A 16,422-nucleotide genomic window follows, 5' to 3' on the forward strand; every position below is an offset into this window, starting at 1 on the left:
TAATTTACCTGACTGTAAGATATTCCGACAGTTAGCTGTTCGGATTGGATGTGGATTCCGGGTCCCGGGACGGACGCTGTTTCATAAGTCGTTAAGATTCCGTTTGTATCCGTTATCAGGAAATTGGCACGGCTTTTGCTGATGGCAATGTGGGCATGAGAGCCCGTCTAACAGGGGATACGAAACAAATGCGTTTGGCTCATACACTCGTTGCAACAACACTGCTTGCCGCCGCCGGGACCGCGTCGGCCGCCAATCTCGTGGTCAACGGCTCGTTCGAGTCCACCGACGTCAGCGGCAAGAGCTATTTCGCGTCACACGTCACCGGCTGGTCCGGCGGCAGCAACCTGACCTTCGTCGATTTTCCCGGCACAGCCGACGACGGCAGCTACCTCAGCGTCTACGGCCCGTTCCCGACGACCAGCCCGGTCGGCGGAAATTTCGTCGAGGCCGACGGCGACCCGAGTTATTCGGGTGTGATCTCCCAGTCGATCTCTGGTCTGACCGCGGGCAAATCGTACACCGTCAGCTTCTATCAGGCAGCAGGACAACAGGTCGGCTTTACCGGGCCGACGACCGAGCAATGGTCAGTGTCGCTGGGTGAGTCGACGCAATTGTCGAGCCTATACTCGCTGCCGCAGGGCGCAGTGGGCGGCTGGCAGAAGCAGACGATGACCTTTGTTGCGGGCTCGACCAACGAGCTTTTGTCGTTCCTCGCGGTCGGCACGCCCGGCGGTGCTCCGCCGATCTCGTTTCTCGACGGTGTATCGCTGACGGCGTCGGTTCCCGAGCCGGCGACCTGGGCGCTGATGGTCAGCGGCTTCGGTCTCGTCGGCGGCGTCCTGCGCCGGCGATTGGTTGCCACCACCGCGTAACCCGCGCAATCAAACGCTTTTGCGAAACGAGGGGGCGGCCAACGTATCGGCTGCCCCTTCACGCGTGTATTGGCGCCAGGCTCCAACCAGCCCCGTCCCAGCCAAATCAGGTTTTCGGCTCGGTGGCGAACTCACGTACCCAGTCCTGCCGATGAGATTGTCGGTAATCTAGAGCTTGCGGAGGAGGTGGTCAGCGCAGGTGCACTTTACAGTCGCCAACGTCGCTATGATCTCGATAGCGAGGCGCTACGTCTCGGATTGCTCTGCAGGTGTGTTGGCTTAAACGAATAACGACGGATGGAACGGCAGTACGCTTCGGATATCAGCAGATGCCTTCGCAAGGTCGTCACTGTCATGTTGTCTGACCATTACATTACCGTCGGGCTGTTGCCAGTATCCGGGACCCTCCGACGTCTGCGACGGATTGATCGGCATCACTGTGCCGAAAGCGGGAGCGATCTTGCGGCACATATCCTTCCAGATTGGGCCGAGAGCCGCCTTGTCTCCCCCCAATAGGTAATCAGTTGCCATCTGAAACTCAGGCCGATCATAACGTTCAACCGCCGCCGTCTCGAAGATCCAGATGCCCTGCCCGGCGGTATGATTGAAATACTTAGCAGGCGCGATTCGGAATGAGCGCCGCCCAGCCAAAAAGTGATGCCAGTTTATCCATGTGCCGTAGGCGATCAGCGCGGGCGCGAGCAATTCAGTAATTTCGGAGGCTGCTACCCCGAAGCCTGCTACCGACCCATGAATGGGCATCATCGCGTCGCCGACGATGCCCGCCGCCAACTCGGCTTCTGACAACGCCTTGATCCCTATCTCCATGAGCAGCGCGGCGGCGGCGTCCAGCCACTTTGGAAAGTGTCGCGTCAGCGTCTGGACCGTTACTCCCGTGGCATCTTCTTGCTCGGCGCCTACATAGTCGACGTGAACTGGTGGCAGCTCCAGGTGTCGCAGCATTGGCGGAACGGCGAAAGTTACTGTCTTCCCGAAGGGCAAGCTAAGCTTAATGAAGGGCCGATCGAGGACACGGATCTTGGCGCGGCCGTGAAAGCACAGGGTGGGCTGACCCTTCCACTGATGCCGTTCATCCAATTCCGTAGTCGCGCTTGCTGGATTGAGGTAATTAGGCAGTGCTTTGAGCAATCCCGCGCCAGGCGAAGCGCCTGGGCCCAACGCATGTGGACGAAAAGCAATCCGAAATCGGTTGACATGCACCGGTCCGCATCCAGCTCGAATTGGCTGATCCGTGAAGTCGTTCATCCCGTCATACCCTCGCTAAACATCCCCTTATAACGCGCGCTATGACCCGACGGTGCCGATCGCAGGGTTGCCGCAGAATGCGTATTTGGACGTCTGCAACATAACCACTTTCGGCGGTAAAATGGGTTTTTCCGTCTGCTCGGAGCCGCACCGGAGATAAGCGGTGAGCCCCGGGGCGATATCGAAGTGAGACCGCCATAGACGACTGTCTTGTTGCGACGGACGAAGTCGATAAAACTGCTGCTCCGCTCGTGCGCCACGATACCGATGGGGTTGAAAACTCCGGGACCGGGACGCTTGCTGTTGCTGGCGGCATCAGTCGGGTCAGTCGAGCTTGAGCCGGAAGCCGCCCGCCGCCGTCAGAGGCTTGCCGTAGAGCGCGGCCGTGAAGCCGTCATTGGTGCCGATGTAGCGCCTGTCGAACAGGTTCTCGACCTGGACGAACCCGTCAAGGCCCCGCCTCAGCGTGACGCTGGCGGTAAGGTCGGCGACGAAGTGCGCGTCGGTCCGGTAGATCGCGTCGGGATCGCCGTTGGTGCGCGACACATAGTGCACGCGCGGAGAGACCTTGATGCCACAGGGGCCGGTCCAGTCGACGCCGACGCTAATCCGATGTTTTGGTATCCCTGGCTGCTGGACGCCGATGTTGGCCTGATCCTCGGTGTTCCGGGTGACGACCGAGTCCGCGTAGGTATAGGCGAGCGTCGCTTCGATCGCCGGCGCGGGACGCCACGTCAGTTCCGCCTCGACGCCGCGGCTGCGCGCCGTGCCGGCGTTGATGAGCCGGGCACCGATGTCGAACCCGGCCGGCAGCGTGGCGGGATCGAGATAGCGATAGGTGATGAAATCGGAGATGCGGCTGATGTACGCCGTTGCCTGGAAGCGGATCGAACCGTGGTTGAAGTCGAAGCCGGCTTCGGCGCCCTCGAGCGTCTCGGGCTTCAACGCGGCATTGCTGTACAGGATGTAGCCCGGAACGGACGCGCCCCGGTACAGATTGTCGAGGGTCGGCGCGCGAAAGGCCCGGTAGGCGGCGCCCCGCAAGGCAAAGCCGGCTGGCAGTTCGTAACGGATCGACAAGCGAGGATCGACATCACTGTCGTGGCGCCCGCCGAGATTGCCGCCAAGCCCCCCCGGCGTGTCATCGACGCCATGATAACTGTAAAAATCCTGGTAGCGAAGGCTGAAAAGCAGTTGCAGTCGGTCGAATGGCCGCACGTCGGCCTGGACGAAGCCGCCGAGAAAGCGCTGGTCGCCTGAGCCAGAGTCGGTGCGGATGCGCGCGCCGGCGGCGTCGAAGATGCCGGCGTCGTCGCTGCCTCGGATGCCGTGATAATCCGCGCCTGCCGACAGCGAGCGCAGCCAGCCGGTAAAAGTTTCGGTCCAGATAAGCGACGCACCCCAGTCGTTGGCACGGGTGTGATGGCTGTTCTGGATATATTCCGCGTCGTTCGGCCCGGCGCCGTCGGGCGTGCCGGTGTTGTTCGTGACGAACCGCTCGTTGATGTGGAAGACGGTCAGGTCGACCGAACCCATGTCTGCTGGCTGCCAGCTTAGCGTACCGGTGTAGCGCCAGTTCCGCTGTTCGTTGGTGTTGAGGTGGGTGAGGAAATTCTGGTCGTTCTCGTAATAGCTGACCCGTGCCCGGGCGCTGAGGTTCAGTGTCAGGTCCGCGTTTCCCGATGCGGCAAGAGTGTGCGCCGTAAACGAGGTTGGCACGGTGATGGCCCCGCGAGCGCTTTCCACCTGTTCGACATGGCCATCGCTGTGATTGATGCCGGCGTCGATGCCGATGCCAAAGCCGTTGCCCGTATAGGCGGCGTGCCCGTCCAACCGGTAGGTTCCGCGGCTGCCGCCGACCGCGTCCACCTCGAGTTCGGTCTTGTCGATCGGCTTGGTCAGAATGTTTATGACTCCCCCCATGGCGTAGTTGCCCCACAGCGTGGCACCGCCGCCGCGGACGACCTCCACGCGGTCGATCGTCTCCAGCGGCACCTCGGTCCACTGGACGTAGCCGAAGAAAGCATCGTTGAGCGGCATGCCGTCGAGCAGGACGAGCGAACGAATACTGCTCAAGCCGCGCATCGAGACGATGGTGTTCGTCGGATGCTGTTCGTTGGTGCTGGCGATCGGCAGGTCGACCGAGGGGATGCGTCGCAGCACGTCGTCGATCGTTTGCGCCGGCGTGCCCTCGATCTGGTCGCTGGTGACGATGCTCACGCTGGCCGGGACGTCAGCGAGCAGGACTTGGGATCGGGTGGCCGTGACCACGATATCGGAGGTCGACAGCGCTGCCTCGTCGGCGGCGACCGACGCAGAAAACACGAGGCAGGGCATGACGGCCCCTGCCAGCAGGGTGTAACGGACCATGACAATACCTTTGACCGGCCATGACGCTTCGGCGTCTGGCCGCTGATTTGGGTGCCCCGGGATCGGGACGCGTCAGTCGGTCAAAGAGTGGCCGGTGGTCCTGTCGGCGGCGGCCGCAGATAGGTGTGGTTGGACAGTGCCGGCAGAAGGGTAGGGGCGAGCCCGATCGCCATGATAAAGGCGATAAGCGCAACGATCAGGATGGGATCGACCGCGCCGAGCGCATGAGCGGACAGGCCCGAGAAGGCGCACGGCATCTCGGCCTTCCCGTGATCCGGCTTGCCGTGGCCTGGCACGTTGGCGTGCATCACCGGCATATCCATAGTCATCGTCTGCGAAGCGACACCCGAGCAGATCGTGATCGTGATCCGACCTTGGTCGCTTGCGATCATGTAGCCCGACGGTACCAACAGCTTGGTCAGCAGCGTCACGGCGAGAATCAACCCGGCGATGTAGCGTCGTGTGAGGCAGCGGCGGATGACGAACACAAGCGGCCAGTAGCGCAGCCGGTCGCCGCTGTCATCGTGTTCCCCGACCGACCAACAGGCGGCCTTGTCGTTACGCAACGGCTCGCTGTTAGCACTGCGCTATCGGGTCTGAAGCTGTTCATGCACAGCGACCCGCCAACCCGAGAGTGAGAATATGAAAAGCGACCGCTTTGAGAGGCCGTTTCAGCGCGCTGCGTCCGATGCTGGGGCTTTTTGGCGGACGAATGGGACTGAATAAAGGTGCGCTTACAGCAACCGGTCGCCCAGTAGCGGTCAGGCACCTAGCGGCCCCGACCCAATAAATCATGCATGGCGAGATTAGAAACGCACTGTCGCCGACAGGCGCAGCTGACGCGGCTCGATTGGCTTGACGTGACGGTCGGCGAATCCCGCCAAGGGCTCGCCCATAAGGCGTGAGACGTAATAATATTCGATCTCATAGTCATGCGCGTCGAGTGCATTGATCAGGTCGGCGGCAAGCGTGATCCGCCCCAGGTCGTAGCCCAGCCGCGCGTTGACTACTGTCAGCGGCCGGGCGCGGACGCTGTTGTCTTCGATGATCGGATACGGCCCGAAGTGGCGCAGGCGGATTGCCGCCGACGCTTTCCGATAATGACCGACCACGCCGGCCGAAATCACGCTTTCAAGCGCGTTGACGATGTGATCCTGACCCGGCGGCAAGTCAGTCGAGCGGGCGTATGACCGGGTATACTGGCCATCGACGGTCAGCCAATCGGCGGGCTTGTAGAACGCGCTCAGCTCGTAACCGTGTCGCTGCGAGGGGCCATTGGGACTGGTTTCGCCCTGATCGCCGTCATATTGCAGTTCCGAATTGAGGTGGAGCGACCAGTAGGTTGCGGTCAACGTCAGGCCGTCGACCGGGCGAGCGCGGACGCCGGCTTCGTAGCCGCGCGCCTTGACCAGCGCATCGACCTTGCCGGCGGGCGAGCCGTCCTGCGGATTGATGGTGATCGTCGTGCCGCGGCCATCGTTAGAATGAAAACCCTCTCCGTAGTTGGCGTAGAATTCTAGCTGCTTTATCGGCGTCCAGGCGATCGCCGCTTTGGGGCTGACGATCCCTGCGGTCGCGTGCCCCGAGTTCGCCGCGATGCTCGAATTGACCTGGAATGCATAGCCGTCGCCGCGCAGGCCAAGTATGACGCGAACGGTCGGCAGCGGGTGGATCGTCGCTTCGGCGAACGCACCGAGCGATTCCTCGTCGACGCGGTCTTGCCGCACGGTTGAACGGATCTGTCCAAATTCCGTATGATACAGCCCGACCGGGGCTATCAGGTCGTTGCGGGTGTCCGCACCGACCAGCAGTTCCACCGGGACGATGGCATCGAAGGCGAAGCGCTTATCCACCTTTCCACCGAGAACAAAGCGGCTGTCCCGCTGCTCGAACTCGTCACCGTGGATGGGATCGTCGAGAAAATAGGTGAAGTTCGAGATCAGCTTAAACTTATAATAATGCGCGTAGGCGACGGCTGTGATCGGCGTCGCGCCATCTTGGATCCAGTTTACGTTTGCGCCGATGCGGGTGGTTTTGCCGCCTAGATAAGGGTCAAGATAGCCGAGCCGCCCGATCAAACCAGAATCGATCGCGCGTTCGGGTACCTGCTCGGCCGAGCGGAAGTCGACGTGGTAGGCGTCGAAGCTCGCGCGTAGCACGCCGCCTCCGAGCGGCCCGGTCCACTTCGTCAGGATGTTGAACGCCTTGAGGTTGCCGGGAATGTCATAGGGGCCGTTGTCGTAGCGAAACTCGCCACCAATGAAGAGATCGCCGACGCCCAGTTTGCCAGAGCCGCCGGCAAGCAGGCGCAGGTAATCGCCGTCGATACTGCCTGTGCCAGTGACGAACGGAGCCGCGGTGTCGATCGTCTTGAACTTCGCGGAGCCGGCGGTGAGGAAGTCGCCGACGTCGGCGCGGTACGGTCCCTTAGCGTAGTCGATTGCGTCGACGAACTCGGGGATGATGAAGTTGATGTCGGTGAAGCCCTGGCCATGGGCGTGGGTCCGCATGTTGACCGGCACGCCGTCACTAAACTGAGCGAAGTCGGTGCCGTGGTCGAGGTTGAAGCCGCGCAGGAAGTACTGGTTGGCCTTGCCGCCGCCGGAATGCTGGGTGGCGATGAAACCGGGGATGACTTCGAGCAACTCGCCGATCCGCTGAATCGGGCGATCCTCAAGATCGACTTTGCCGATGGTACCTTCAGACGATGACTCGGCGATCCCAATGAGGTTTGCCGCGCGACCGGTAACAATGATCTCGGCTGCCGGAGTGTCGGCGCTCGATGCCGTCTCGGCAGCTGCAGCACCCGAAATCGCTATTGCCATCAACGCCGTCGTACTCAACCAGCGGTTCATCATCGCCCCCGTATGCAGTTTTGCTCGAACGTGAATACGTTGAGCATGTACGCAGGCGTCCTTTCGGGCGACGCACCAACACCCTAATATCGGTGCGCGGCGAGGCGACCGGCTATTACGGCTCAGCCGTCGGGAAGGATGACGATGCAGCGCGTAACGATCTCGATCGACGACGACCTGGCAGCGCGGTTCGATGCGGCAGTACGGGACCGGGCGTACGCAAGCCGGTCCGAGGCGGTCCGCGATCTAGTGCGTCGTGCGGTCGATGATGTTCGGCGAACGTCGGCAGGCACCTGTGTGGCAAGCCTCAACTATGTCTATGATCACCGAACTCGCGCGCTTGCGGCACGCCTGCTCGACCTGCAGCATGCCCATCATACATTGGTGATCGCCGTCACACACGTCGTACTCGATCACGATTCAAGCCTTGAAACAGTGCTCTTGCGCGGGCTGACAACCGAGGTTGAGGCCTTCGCCGACCGGGTTACTGCTGAGCGCGGAGTTCGGTTCGGCGCGGTCAACATCGTCGGCGTCGAGACCAATGATCATCACGCAGAGCCAGCGCCGCACCGTCATCATGGCCACAATCACGCGTCACCGCATCCGGGATGAAAACTGAGGCTGTCACTGCCGCAGTATATTGTGCAGCGAACGACAGTTATTCCGGTAACGGCATCCGATAGCGACCAAGCGGCTATCAGCACCAATACAGTGCAGCGACTAGTAAATTGACCATTGGTGGTGCATCGCTTGGCTCTGCGACAATTCGCTGGTGCGTTGCTTCAAACAATAAGCCAATAAACCACGTGGCGACCTGGTGAAATGATCAAGTCTATTGATCCATCTTTCACACTCACGGGTAAATCGTCGAGGTTGCATGACGGCGTTTGCCCAGAATCTACGCGGACGATCTCGATTTCGTAGATGGCGTCGTCGAGGCGGACCGTGAGAGTCAGGTTCGCCCAGTCGGTTGGCAAGCATGGCTTCAGTCGGACCATGGTTCCACGTCGGCGTAACCCGAGGATGCCCTCTACGCCGGCACGGAACATCCAACCCGCGGCGCCTGTGTACCACGTCCAGCCGCCGCGCCCGACGTGCGGTGCCACCGAGTAAATGTCGGCGGCGACGACGTACGGCTCGACCCGGTAGCGTTCGGCCTGCCCAACAGTCAGCGCGTGATTGATCGGGTTGAGCAGATTAAACAGGTCGACTGCGCCTCGCCCGTCGCCGAGCCTAGCCATCGCCAGAATCGTCCACATTGCGGCGTGACTATATTGGCCGCCGTTCTCGCGCAGACCGGGTGGGTAGCTGCGGATATAGCCGGGGTCGTGCGCCGTATGTTCGAATGGCGGTGTGAACAGCTTGACCAGCCGCGCTTCGCGATCGACGAGATGCCGTCCGACCGAGGCCATCGCCTGCTGTGAACGTGCCGGTTCACCGGCCTCGCTGATCACCGACCACGTCTGTGCGATCGAATCGATCGTGCATTCGTCGCTATCGGCGGACCCGAGCCAGGTGCCGTCGTCGTAGGTAGCGCGGCGATACCATTCGCCGTCCCACGCGACGCTCTCGATTGCCGCGCGCACCGTTTCTGCATGTGCCCGCCAGCGCGCCGCGCGCTCGGGTTCGCGTGCATCGGCAAAGGGCGCGAAGCGACGGATCGCGTGGATCAAGTGCCAGCCGAGCCAGACGCTCATGCCGCGGCCGCCTTCGCCGACACGGTTCATCCCGTCATTCCAGTCGCCGCCGCCCATCAGCGGCAAGCCTAGGTCGCCGGTCAAGGCGCAGGATTGATCGAGAGCCAGCGCGCAATGCGTGTAGAGCGAGGCGCGGTCGAGGCTGGTCTCGGGCAGGTAGAACGCGTCGTGTTCACCGGGATTAAGTTTGCGACCCGTGAGGAAAGGGATCTGGGTGTCGAGCACCGCACTGTCGCCGGTCGTCTCGACATAGTCTGCAACGGAAATCGCCAACCAGCCGCGGTCGTCGGAGATCGTGGTCCGGACGCCGCGGCCGCTTTCGGGAAGCCACCAATGCTGTACGTCGCCTTCGCGAAATTGCCGCCCGGCGGCGCGGAGCAGGTGGGGCCGCACGAGTTCGGGCCGCGCGAGTAGCAGCGCGCCGCCATCCTGAAGCTGATCGCGGAATCCATAGGCCCCGCTTGCCTGGTAGAAACCAGCACGCCCCCAGACGCGGCAACCGAGCACCTGATAGAGCAGCCAGCCGTTGAGCATGATGTCCATCGCCCGGTCGGGGCTGTGAAGCTCGATCGTCCCGAGCGTCGTCCGCCACTGCTCGGTCGTTCGTTCGAGCTCGCCATCGAGATCGGTATCGCGCCATGCCGTCACCAACTCCCGGGCAGCGTCGCGATTGGCGGCTTGGCCGATCGTCCAGACGACCTCGCAGGAGCCGCCGGGCGGTAGTGTGACCTCGGTCGTCAAAACGGCGCAGGGATCGAGCCCGGCCCCGCATGCGGGCGTCAACGGCCGGTCATGCGACAGCGCATCCGGCGCGGCAAGACTGCCGCCGCGGCCGATGAAGGCGGCGCGATCGCAGGTCCAGCCGGTCTGACACCCGCCGAGATCGGCGAAGGCGATGCGCGACCCGGTGTCGGGATCGAACGGGTTGCGGGCGAACAGCGCCCCGGTGGCCGCATCGAACTCGGTGACGATGTGCGCTGCCGTCTTCGACCGAGCGCCGCCGAGGACCCATTCAGCATAGCCGGTTACCGACAGTGCGCGCGGTTCGCCCGATCGATTGTGCAGCGTCAGTCGGGCGAGGCGCAGCGGCGCGTCGACCGGGACATGGATCAACAGGTCGCTTTCGATGCCGTGGCCGTTGGCATGGAAACGCGAAAAGCCGAAGCCATGGCGGGTGATGCGGGTGCCGCCGGGTCCGGCAGGAGCGAAGGTCGGCGACCAGAGGTGACCGCTGTCGAGGTCGCGCAGGTAGAGCATGTCGCCAGGCGGATCGGCGACAGTGTCATTCGACCACGGCGTCAGCTGGTTTTCCCGGGCATTTCCCGACCAGATGGCGCCAAGCCCGTCCGCTGAAACCTGGCAGCCGAAGTCCGGGTTGGCGAGGACGTTGATCCACGGCGCGGGGGTCGTCGTCCGGTCGGCAAGGATCGTCGTATATTCGCGTCCGTCGGCATGAAAACCGCCGAAACCGTTCCAGAACTCTACGGTCTCGGCGCGCGGTAGCGCCGCATCGCGCGGCCGACCGGGTCGCTGTGCGCGCGGCGGGGGCAGCGAGCCCTCGAGCCGTGCGGTAACCGAGGCGAGTTCGGTGCGCTGGAGTTGCCGGCGCAGCGACCCGCGCGAGGCAACGAACTCGGCTCGCGCGAGGGCGCGCAATGTCGCGACCTGCGCCTCGAGCATGAGATCGGTGCGCAGCGTATAGATTTCGCCGCCGCCGATGACGGGGGCCGAGCGCGACCGGACCGCACGAACGGCGTCGTCGATCGCCGTCTGTAGATCTTGAATGTACGACGCCTTGCGTTCGTTGAGGATGACGAGATCGAAGGAGAGGGCACGCGCGCGGAGAAATTCGAAGGCGAGCAGCATGTCGGCGACGAAACCGATGTCGCGCGGGTCGTCGATGCGGATGATGACGATCGGCCGGTCGCCGGAGATGCCGTGGACCCACAGCGCCGATTGCGGACCGGCAGCGGCGGCGACGAGCGCGGGCGGCGGAGCGTGGACCGTGCCGGCGTTGACGATATGTGCGGCGAGGCGCTGGAAATCGGCGGCGGCTCCCGGGTCGAGCTTGAGAAAGCGCCGTTCGATCTGCGCCTGCGTCCAGGCGCCGACCTGGGCCCGGTCGAAGGCGCTCGCACCGCGCTGGCGGTCGACCACGTCGAGCAGCGCCTCGCGCGACGCCGCGGCAATCGTCCAGAACGCGACAGCGACCGTTTCACCGGGCGGGACAACGATTGGGCACCGCAGCGCCAGGACGGGGTCGAGGACCGTGCCGGCGTGGCCGGCAAGCGGCCGGGTCAGGCCGACCGGATCGACCGAGGATTGGCCGCGGCCCACGAAAGCCGCCCGATCGGTTTCCCACGTCACTGGTCCGGCCGCGTTACCGCCGACGACGGCAAGGTGTGCGACCCATATCGCCGGATCGCCGGCTCCGCGCGGACGGCGGTGGGCGATCAGAACCGGGCCGTCGAGTTGCTCGGTCTCGATGAACATGCGGGCGAAGGCGGGATGCGCCAGATCGGTCGCCTGCTCGCCCAAGGTCAGCTCGATCAGCGAGGTCAGGTCGATATGCCGGGTTTGGGTGCCACGATTGACGACCGACACCCGGCGGACCTCGGCGTCATCCTCGGGCGAGATCAGAACTTCTGTTGTCGTGGCAAGCGACCCGTCCCGACGGCGGAACTCGGCTCGGCCCTCGCCGAATGTAGCGGTGTAGCCGGTTGGAGAGCCGCCGCGGGGCGCGAGCGTCGCCGACCAGATCTCGCCGCTAAGTCGATCGGTGAGATAAAGCCACGAGCCGTGGCTGGCGACGACTGGATCCTCGCGCCAGCGGGTGATGGAAAGGCCCTGCCAGCGGCTGTAACCTGCGCCGCCACTGGTTAGCATCACCGAATAACGGCCATTGGTCATCAGGTGTACCGCCGGGGGCGCCGCCGTTACCGCGCCGTAGGTCCGTATCGCGCCAGCCTCCACGGGATGATCGGTTGCCGCGAGCCGCGCTTCCTCAGGACGTGCATTAAAGGTGCCGACGCCGCGTGGAGGGCGCTCGGACAGGAGCAGCGCGGTCGCTTGTATCATCGGCTCGGCATGGAACGCGTCGCGCAGCCTGCCGCCGTCGAGTACGTTGACGATCGCCAGCAGCGCCATTCCCTGATGATGCGCCATGTAGTTGCGGACTATGGCGAAACGTTCGCCAGTCGGAACGCGTTCGGGGGTGAAGTCGATCGCTTCGTAGAACCCGAGCTCACCGCGACCGCCGAGCGCCTCGATCGTTGCGAGATTGTCGAGTGCCGCCGCCGCATCGACCATCGTCGCGAGGCCGGTGGCGTACGGCGCAATCACGAGATTCTCTGACAGTCCGCGCTTTAGCCCAAGCCCCGGCACGCCGAAGTTCGAATATTGATAGGTCATCTCGCGGTCGCGCGCGTTGTAGGCGGATTCGGATATGCCCCACGGCGTGCCGGCATTGCGGGCGTAGTCGCGCTGGCGCTCGACAACGAGGCGGTTCGACGTTTCGAGCAAGCTGCCGTCGGGTGCGCGAAGCAGAAGCGACGGCATCAGGTATTCGAACATCGATCCCGACCAGGAAATCAGGACCGAGGCGGCCCCCACCGGAGTGGCGCTGCGACCGAGCCGGAACCAGTGCCGCGCGGGAATGTCGCCCTTTGCAATAGCGAACAAGCTCGCCAATCGCGCTTCCGAAGCGAGCAAGTCGTAGCAGCTTTCGTCGCGGCGGTTGTCAGCGACCGAGTAACCGATCGACAACAGCAAGCGGTCCGGGTCGACGAGAAAGGCGAAATCCATCGCGAGCGCCATCGCCCGGGCTTCGCCGGCGAGGCGGTCGGCGCGCGGATCTTTCCAGCCCGCAAGCAGGTTGGCGAGCGCAATCAGGTGGCCGGCGAAGTTGCCGCTGTCGACCGCCGAAACATACGCCGGCTCGAGCACCCGCAGGTCGCGCGTGTCGTACCAGTTGTAGAAATGGCCGCGAAAACGCGCCATCTGTCCGAGGGTTGAGAAGGTCGCGTCGAGCCGGTCGAGCGCTGCGCCAGTCTCGCACCAGCCGCGGTCATGCGCGGTCGCCACGACGAGCAGATAGAGTCCGATATTGGTCGGCGAGGTGCGCCCGGCGACAACGCGCACCGGCGTCTCCTGGACGTTGTCGGGCGGCAGATGATGGTGCTCGGCCGTGACCAGCGTGGTGAAGAAGCGCCACGTTTGCCGGGCGATGTCTTCGAGCCGCTCGCGCTGCGCTGCGTCGAGGTGCGGCTCGGTCGCCACCGGGCGGGGCTGGCTCAGCGCCCAGGCGATCGCAGGGGCTGCAAGCCATGCCAACGCCAGCGCCGCTGTCAGCGGCCAGATCGCCGGTTGGACATATATCGCAGCGGCAGAGGAGATGATTGTCAGCAGCAGCGACCGACGCATGAAAACATACATCTGCGCAATGGTCGGGTCGGGGGAGGCACTCGCGCTGGCCGCCGTGGTCCATTCCAGCAACAGGCGACGGGTAATGAACAACCTGATCAGCGTGCGGATTATGGCATCAAGCATGCGTACTGCTTGTTCGGCGACGGTCACGACTTGCAGCAGGAAGTGCGCAAACGCAGTGCCGATATCACTGGCCAATGTTTCGATGTGCGCCCGCAGCGGCACGTCACGGCGCCTTGGGGCGATGAGCAGCGAAGGAAGCGGCAGGAGAGGGGGGAGCGCCATCAGCAGCAGGATGCTCAAGCTCCAGCGGATCGCCGCTGCGGTTGGCATGAACCAGCCGCCAATCAGCGCGACAACGATTGCCGGAGCGACCAGCGAGCGTCGTAAATTGTCGAGCATCTTGGCCCGGCCATTACTCGGCAGGCTATCGGCCGCCGGACGTCCCCGCGCGAAGATCCATGGCAGCAGCTGCCAGTCGCCGCGCACCCAACGGTGCTGGCGGCGGACCGCAGCATCGTAGCGGATGGGGAAATCCTCGACGACTTCGACGTCTGAAATCAGCCCGGCGCGGGAATAAATGCCTTCGAACAGGTCGTGGCTGAGCATTGCGTTTGGCGGCACCCGGCCGGCGAGCGATGCCATGAATGTATCGATCTCGTAGATGCCCTTACCCGTGAACGACCCCTCGCCAAGGAGATCCTGATAGAGGTCCGACGCAGCCGCAGCGTATGGATCGATACCCGCGGGACCGCCGGCGAGCGCCTCGAAGCGGGATTGGCCACGGTGGGTGGGAAGCGCCACCGTCACGCGCGGCTGCATGATGCCGTAGCCCGCGATCACTCGTCGCAGGGTCATGTCGAAACGGGGACGATTGAGCGGGTGCGCCATCTTGCCGATCATGCGGCGCGCCGTGCCGAGCGGCAGTTGGGTATCGGAGTCGAGCGTGATCACATAGCGGATGTCGAGCGGTAACTTCGGTGATCCGCCATCGGGACCGTAATATGATGTGTCGGTCGCACCACGGAGCAGGCGATTGAGCTCGTGTAGCTTACCGCGCTTCCGCTCCCAGCCCATCCAGCATCCTTCCGCCGGATTGAACTGCCGGCGGCGATGCAGAAACATGAACTTAGGATCGCCGGTGGCGACCGGGTAGCGGGCATTAAGCACCGCGATCGCGTTATAAGCGGCGGCGAGTGAGTCGTCTTCACCGGCCTGCATCGCGGTGGCAGCGTCGGCAAAGTCCGACAGCACGGCGTACGATACCGCGTCCTCGCGCGTCGTCAGATGGTGGATCTCCAGCCCGGCGATCGCGGCGGTGACCTGGTTTGACGAGGTGGAGAGCATCGGCACGACGATCAGCGTCCGCAACGCCGCGGGCACGCCGTGCTCGAGCTCGAGCGACGGAATGATGCGTGGCGGCAGCAACCCGGCCATGTAACGGTTGATGACGGCGGTCGCCGTCTCGAGCGACAGAATCATAAGTGCCGACGCCAACGGTACCGTCAGCCACCACGGTGAGGAATTCGCGGCACCCGCCAACGGCACCGAGGCGAGTATGCCTGCCAGCACGATGATCATGGCGATGTACAGGTTGATGCCACCGGCCCGCACCTGTCGCGCGAGCCGGGTATTGACCGGCGGGACGAAGGCGATGTCGTCCTCGAGTTTCGGTCGTCCCGGACCGATCAGATAAAAGCCGGGATCCTTGTCGGCAGCATTATCGCCGGCCTGCGCCGCGGCGAGCGCCAGGGCCCGGGTGGCTACGGCGTCTTCGGAATAGGCCGAGCCGCGCGACAATTCCTCGAGCGCGTTGCGGTAGAGATTGCGCGACGGGAAATCCATCGCCGCGAAGGTGCTTCCCTCGCGCAAGACCCGGTCGGCAAGGCTGAGCTCCTCGACCAGGTCGCCCCAGTCGGTCTCGGCGATGGCACGCATCGCCATGATCACATTGCGGATCGATGCGGTCGACGCGATCAATTCGTGCTGGGCGATGGTGTCGATCTCGGCGAGACTGAAGCCGTCGGCAACAGTTCGCGCGGTCAGCCAACGCCGCGCCAGTTCGCTGCGCTCGTCGATGTCGCGCAGGCGCAGCGCGAGCTGGCTGACGAACGCCGGAGATTGCGCGCCGTCGATCGTGACTAGGCTGCCCAGCGCGATCGCGTCGCTCGGCGCGGCGAATAGCGTGTCGGCGAAGGCATCGGCACGCACGCGGTCCTGCTCACCGGCGATGGCCTGCTCGGCAAGCCGGCGAAGATTTTCGACGAGCACCAGCTGGAGCGAGATTGCCAGGGCCCATAGCTCGCCGATCGTGAGCCCATCGACCCTTTGATAGGCCTGCACGAAATGTTTGAGCCGCGCTTCTTCGAACAGGCTGTCGCTGTGCGCGATATAGGCCCAGGCGATGCCGAAGACGCGCGGCAGCCCCTCCAGCGGACCGCCGGCCAATTTCGGCAGCTGCCGATAATAGTCGGGCGGAAGATCGTCGCGGATCTTGCGGATTTGCTTCTCGACCGTGTGATAATTGTCGATCAGCCACTCGGCCGCGGGCGCAATCGGCCGGTCTAGCTTGAGCGCGTCGACCGTTTCGCCGTAGATCCGCTGCAGAACAGTAGCGTTGTTTTCGAGTCGGGCGAGCAGCTGCCGCGGGCGTGGCCATCCGGGCTCGGTCTGCTGGGCCCGAGCCAATGAGCGCGCGTGATCCTCGAGGCGTTCGAGCCCGAACAACTCGGCGCGGATCGGAATCGGCTCCTCCCACGCGGGGACGGGAGCCTTTGAGCGAGCACGATGGGATGCCGTTGCAGTAGGCCGTGAAAGTCGGGAAAAAATGTTCACGAGCAATAGCTAGCCTGCCGAGGCGGGGCACGCCTAGTCTGCTCTGTAGCCGACCGATAAAATATCGGGATTGCCGCAGCGTGACGGCGCATCCAGCGC

7 protein-coding genes are annotated in these 16,422 nt (G+C 63.7%); 2 read left to right on the forward strand and 5 right to left on the reverse strand.

Annotated elements, in window-relative coordinates; all coding sequences use genetic code 11:
• Positions 1–188 precede the first annotated feature (188 nt).
• Positions 189–875 (forward strand): PEPxxWA-CTERM sorting domain-containing protein, encoded by a 687-nt coding sequence (locus tag KZX46_RS13420; RefSeq protein WP_219774416.1) that lies wholly within the window; start codon positions 189–191, stop codon positions 873–875.
• 279 nt (positions 876–1,154) lie between these two features.
• Here KZX46_RS13420 and KZX46_RS13425 read toward each other — a convergent pair whose 3' ends face one another.
• From KZX46_RS13425 to KZX46_RS13440, 4 genes are all read right to left on the reverse strand, one after another.
• The gene (locus tag KZX46_RS13425) at positions 1,155–2,141 is read right to left on the reverse strand and encodes a hypothetical protein (RefSeq protein ID WP_219774417.1); all 987 of its coding nucleotides are present in this window, start codon (positions 2,139–2,141) and stop codon (positions 1,155–1,157) included.
• 324 nt (positions 2,142–2,465) lie between these two features.
• Positions 2,466–4,511, reverse strand: coding sequence for a TonB-dependent receptor (locus KZX46_RS13430; RefSeq protein ID WP_219774418.1), 2,046 nt, complete (start codon positions 4,509–4,511; stop codon positions 2,466–2,468).
• 80 nt (positions 4,512–4,591) lie between these two features.
• Complete coding sequence (locus KZX46_RS13435; protein ID WP_219774419.1) at positions 4,592–5,077, reverse strand: hypothetical protein; 486 nt, start codon at positions 5,075–5,077, stop codon at positions 4,592–4,594.
• A 240-nt stretch (positions 5,078–5,317) separates the two neighbouring features.
• Positions 5,318–7,336, reverse strand: coding sequence for a TonB-dependent receptor (locus tag KZX46_RS13440; RefSeq protein WP_219774420.1), 2,019 nt, complete (start codon positions 7,334–7,336; stop codon positions 5,318–5,320).
• Positions 7,337–7,510: 174 nt separating this feature from the next.
• Here KZX46_RS13440 and nikR point away from each other — a divergent pair, with 174 nt between their 5' ends.
• Complete coding sequence (gene nikR, locus KZX46_RS13445; RefSeq protein WP_219774421.1) at positions 7,511–7,978, forward strand: nickel-responsive transcriptional regulator NikR; 468 nt, start codon at positions 7,511–7,513, stop codon at positions 7,976–7,978.
• A gap of 170 nt (positions 7,979–8,148) precedes the next feature.
• On the opposite strand, the gene KZX46_RS13450 is transcribed toward nikR, so the two are convergent.
• Positions 8,149–16,176, reverse strand: a complete 8,028-nt coding sequence (locus tag KZX46_RS13450; RefSeq protein ID WP_219774422.1) for a GH36-type glycosyl hydrolase domain-containing protein — start codon at positions 16,174–16,176, stop codon at positions 8,149–8,151.
• Between the last annotated feature and the right edge of the window lie 246 nt (positions 16,177–16,422).

Origin of the sequence: Polymorphobacter sp. PAMC 29334, assembly GCF_019431245.1 — a bacterium.
GTDB lineage: Bacteria > Pseudomonadota > Alphaproteobacteria > Sphingomonadales > Sphingomonadaceae > Polymorphobacter_B > Polymorphobacter_B megasporae.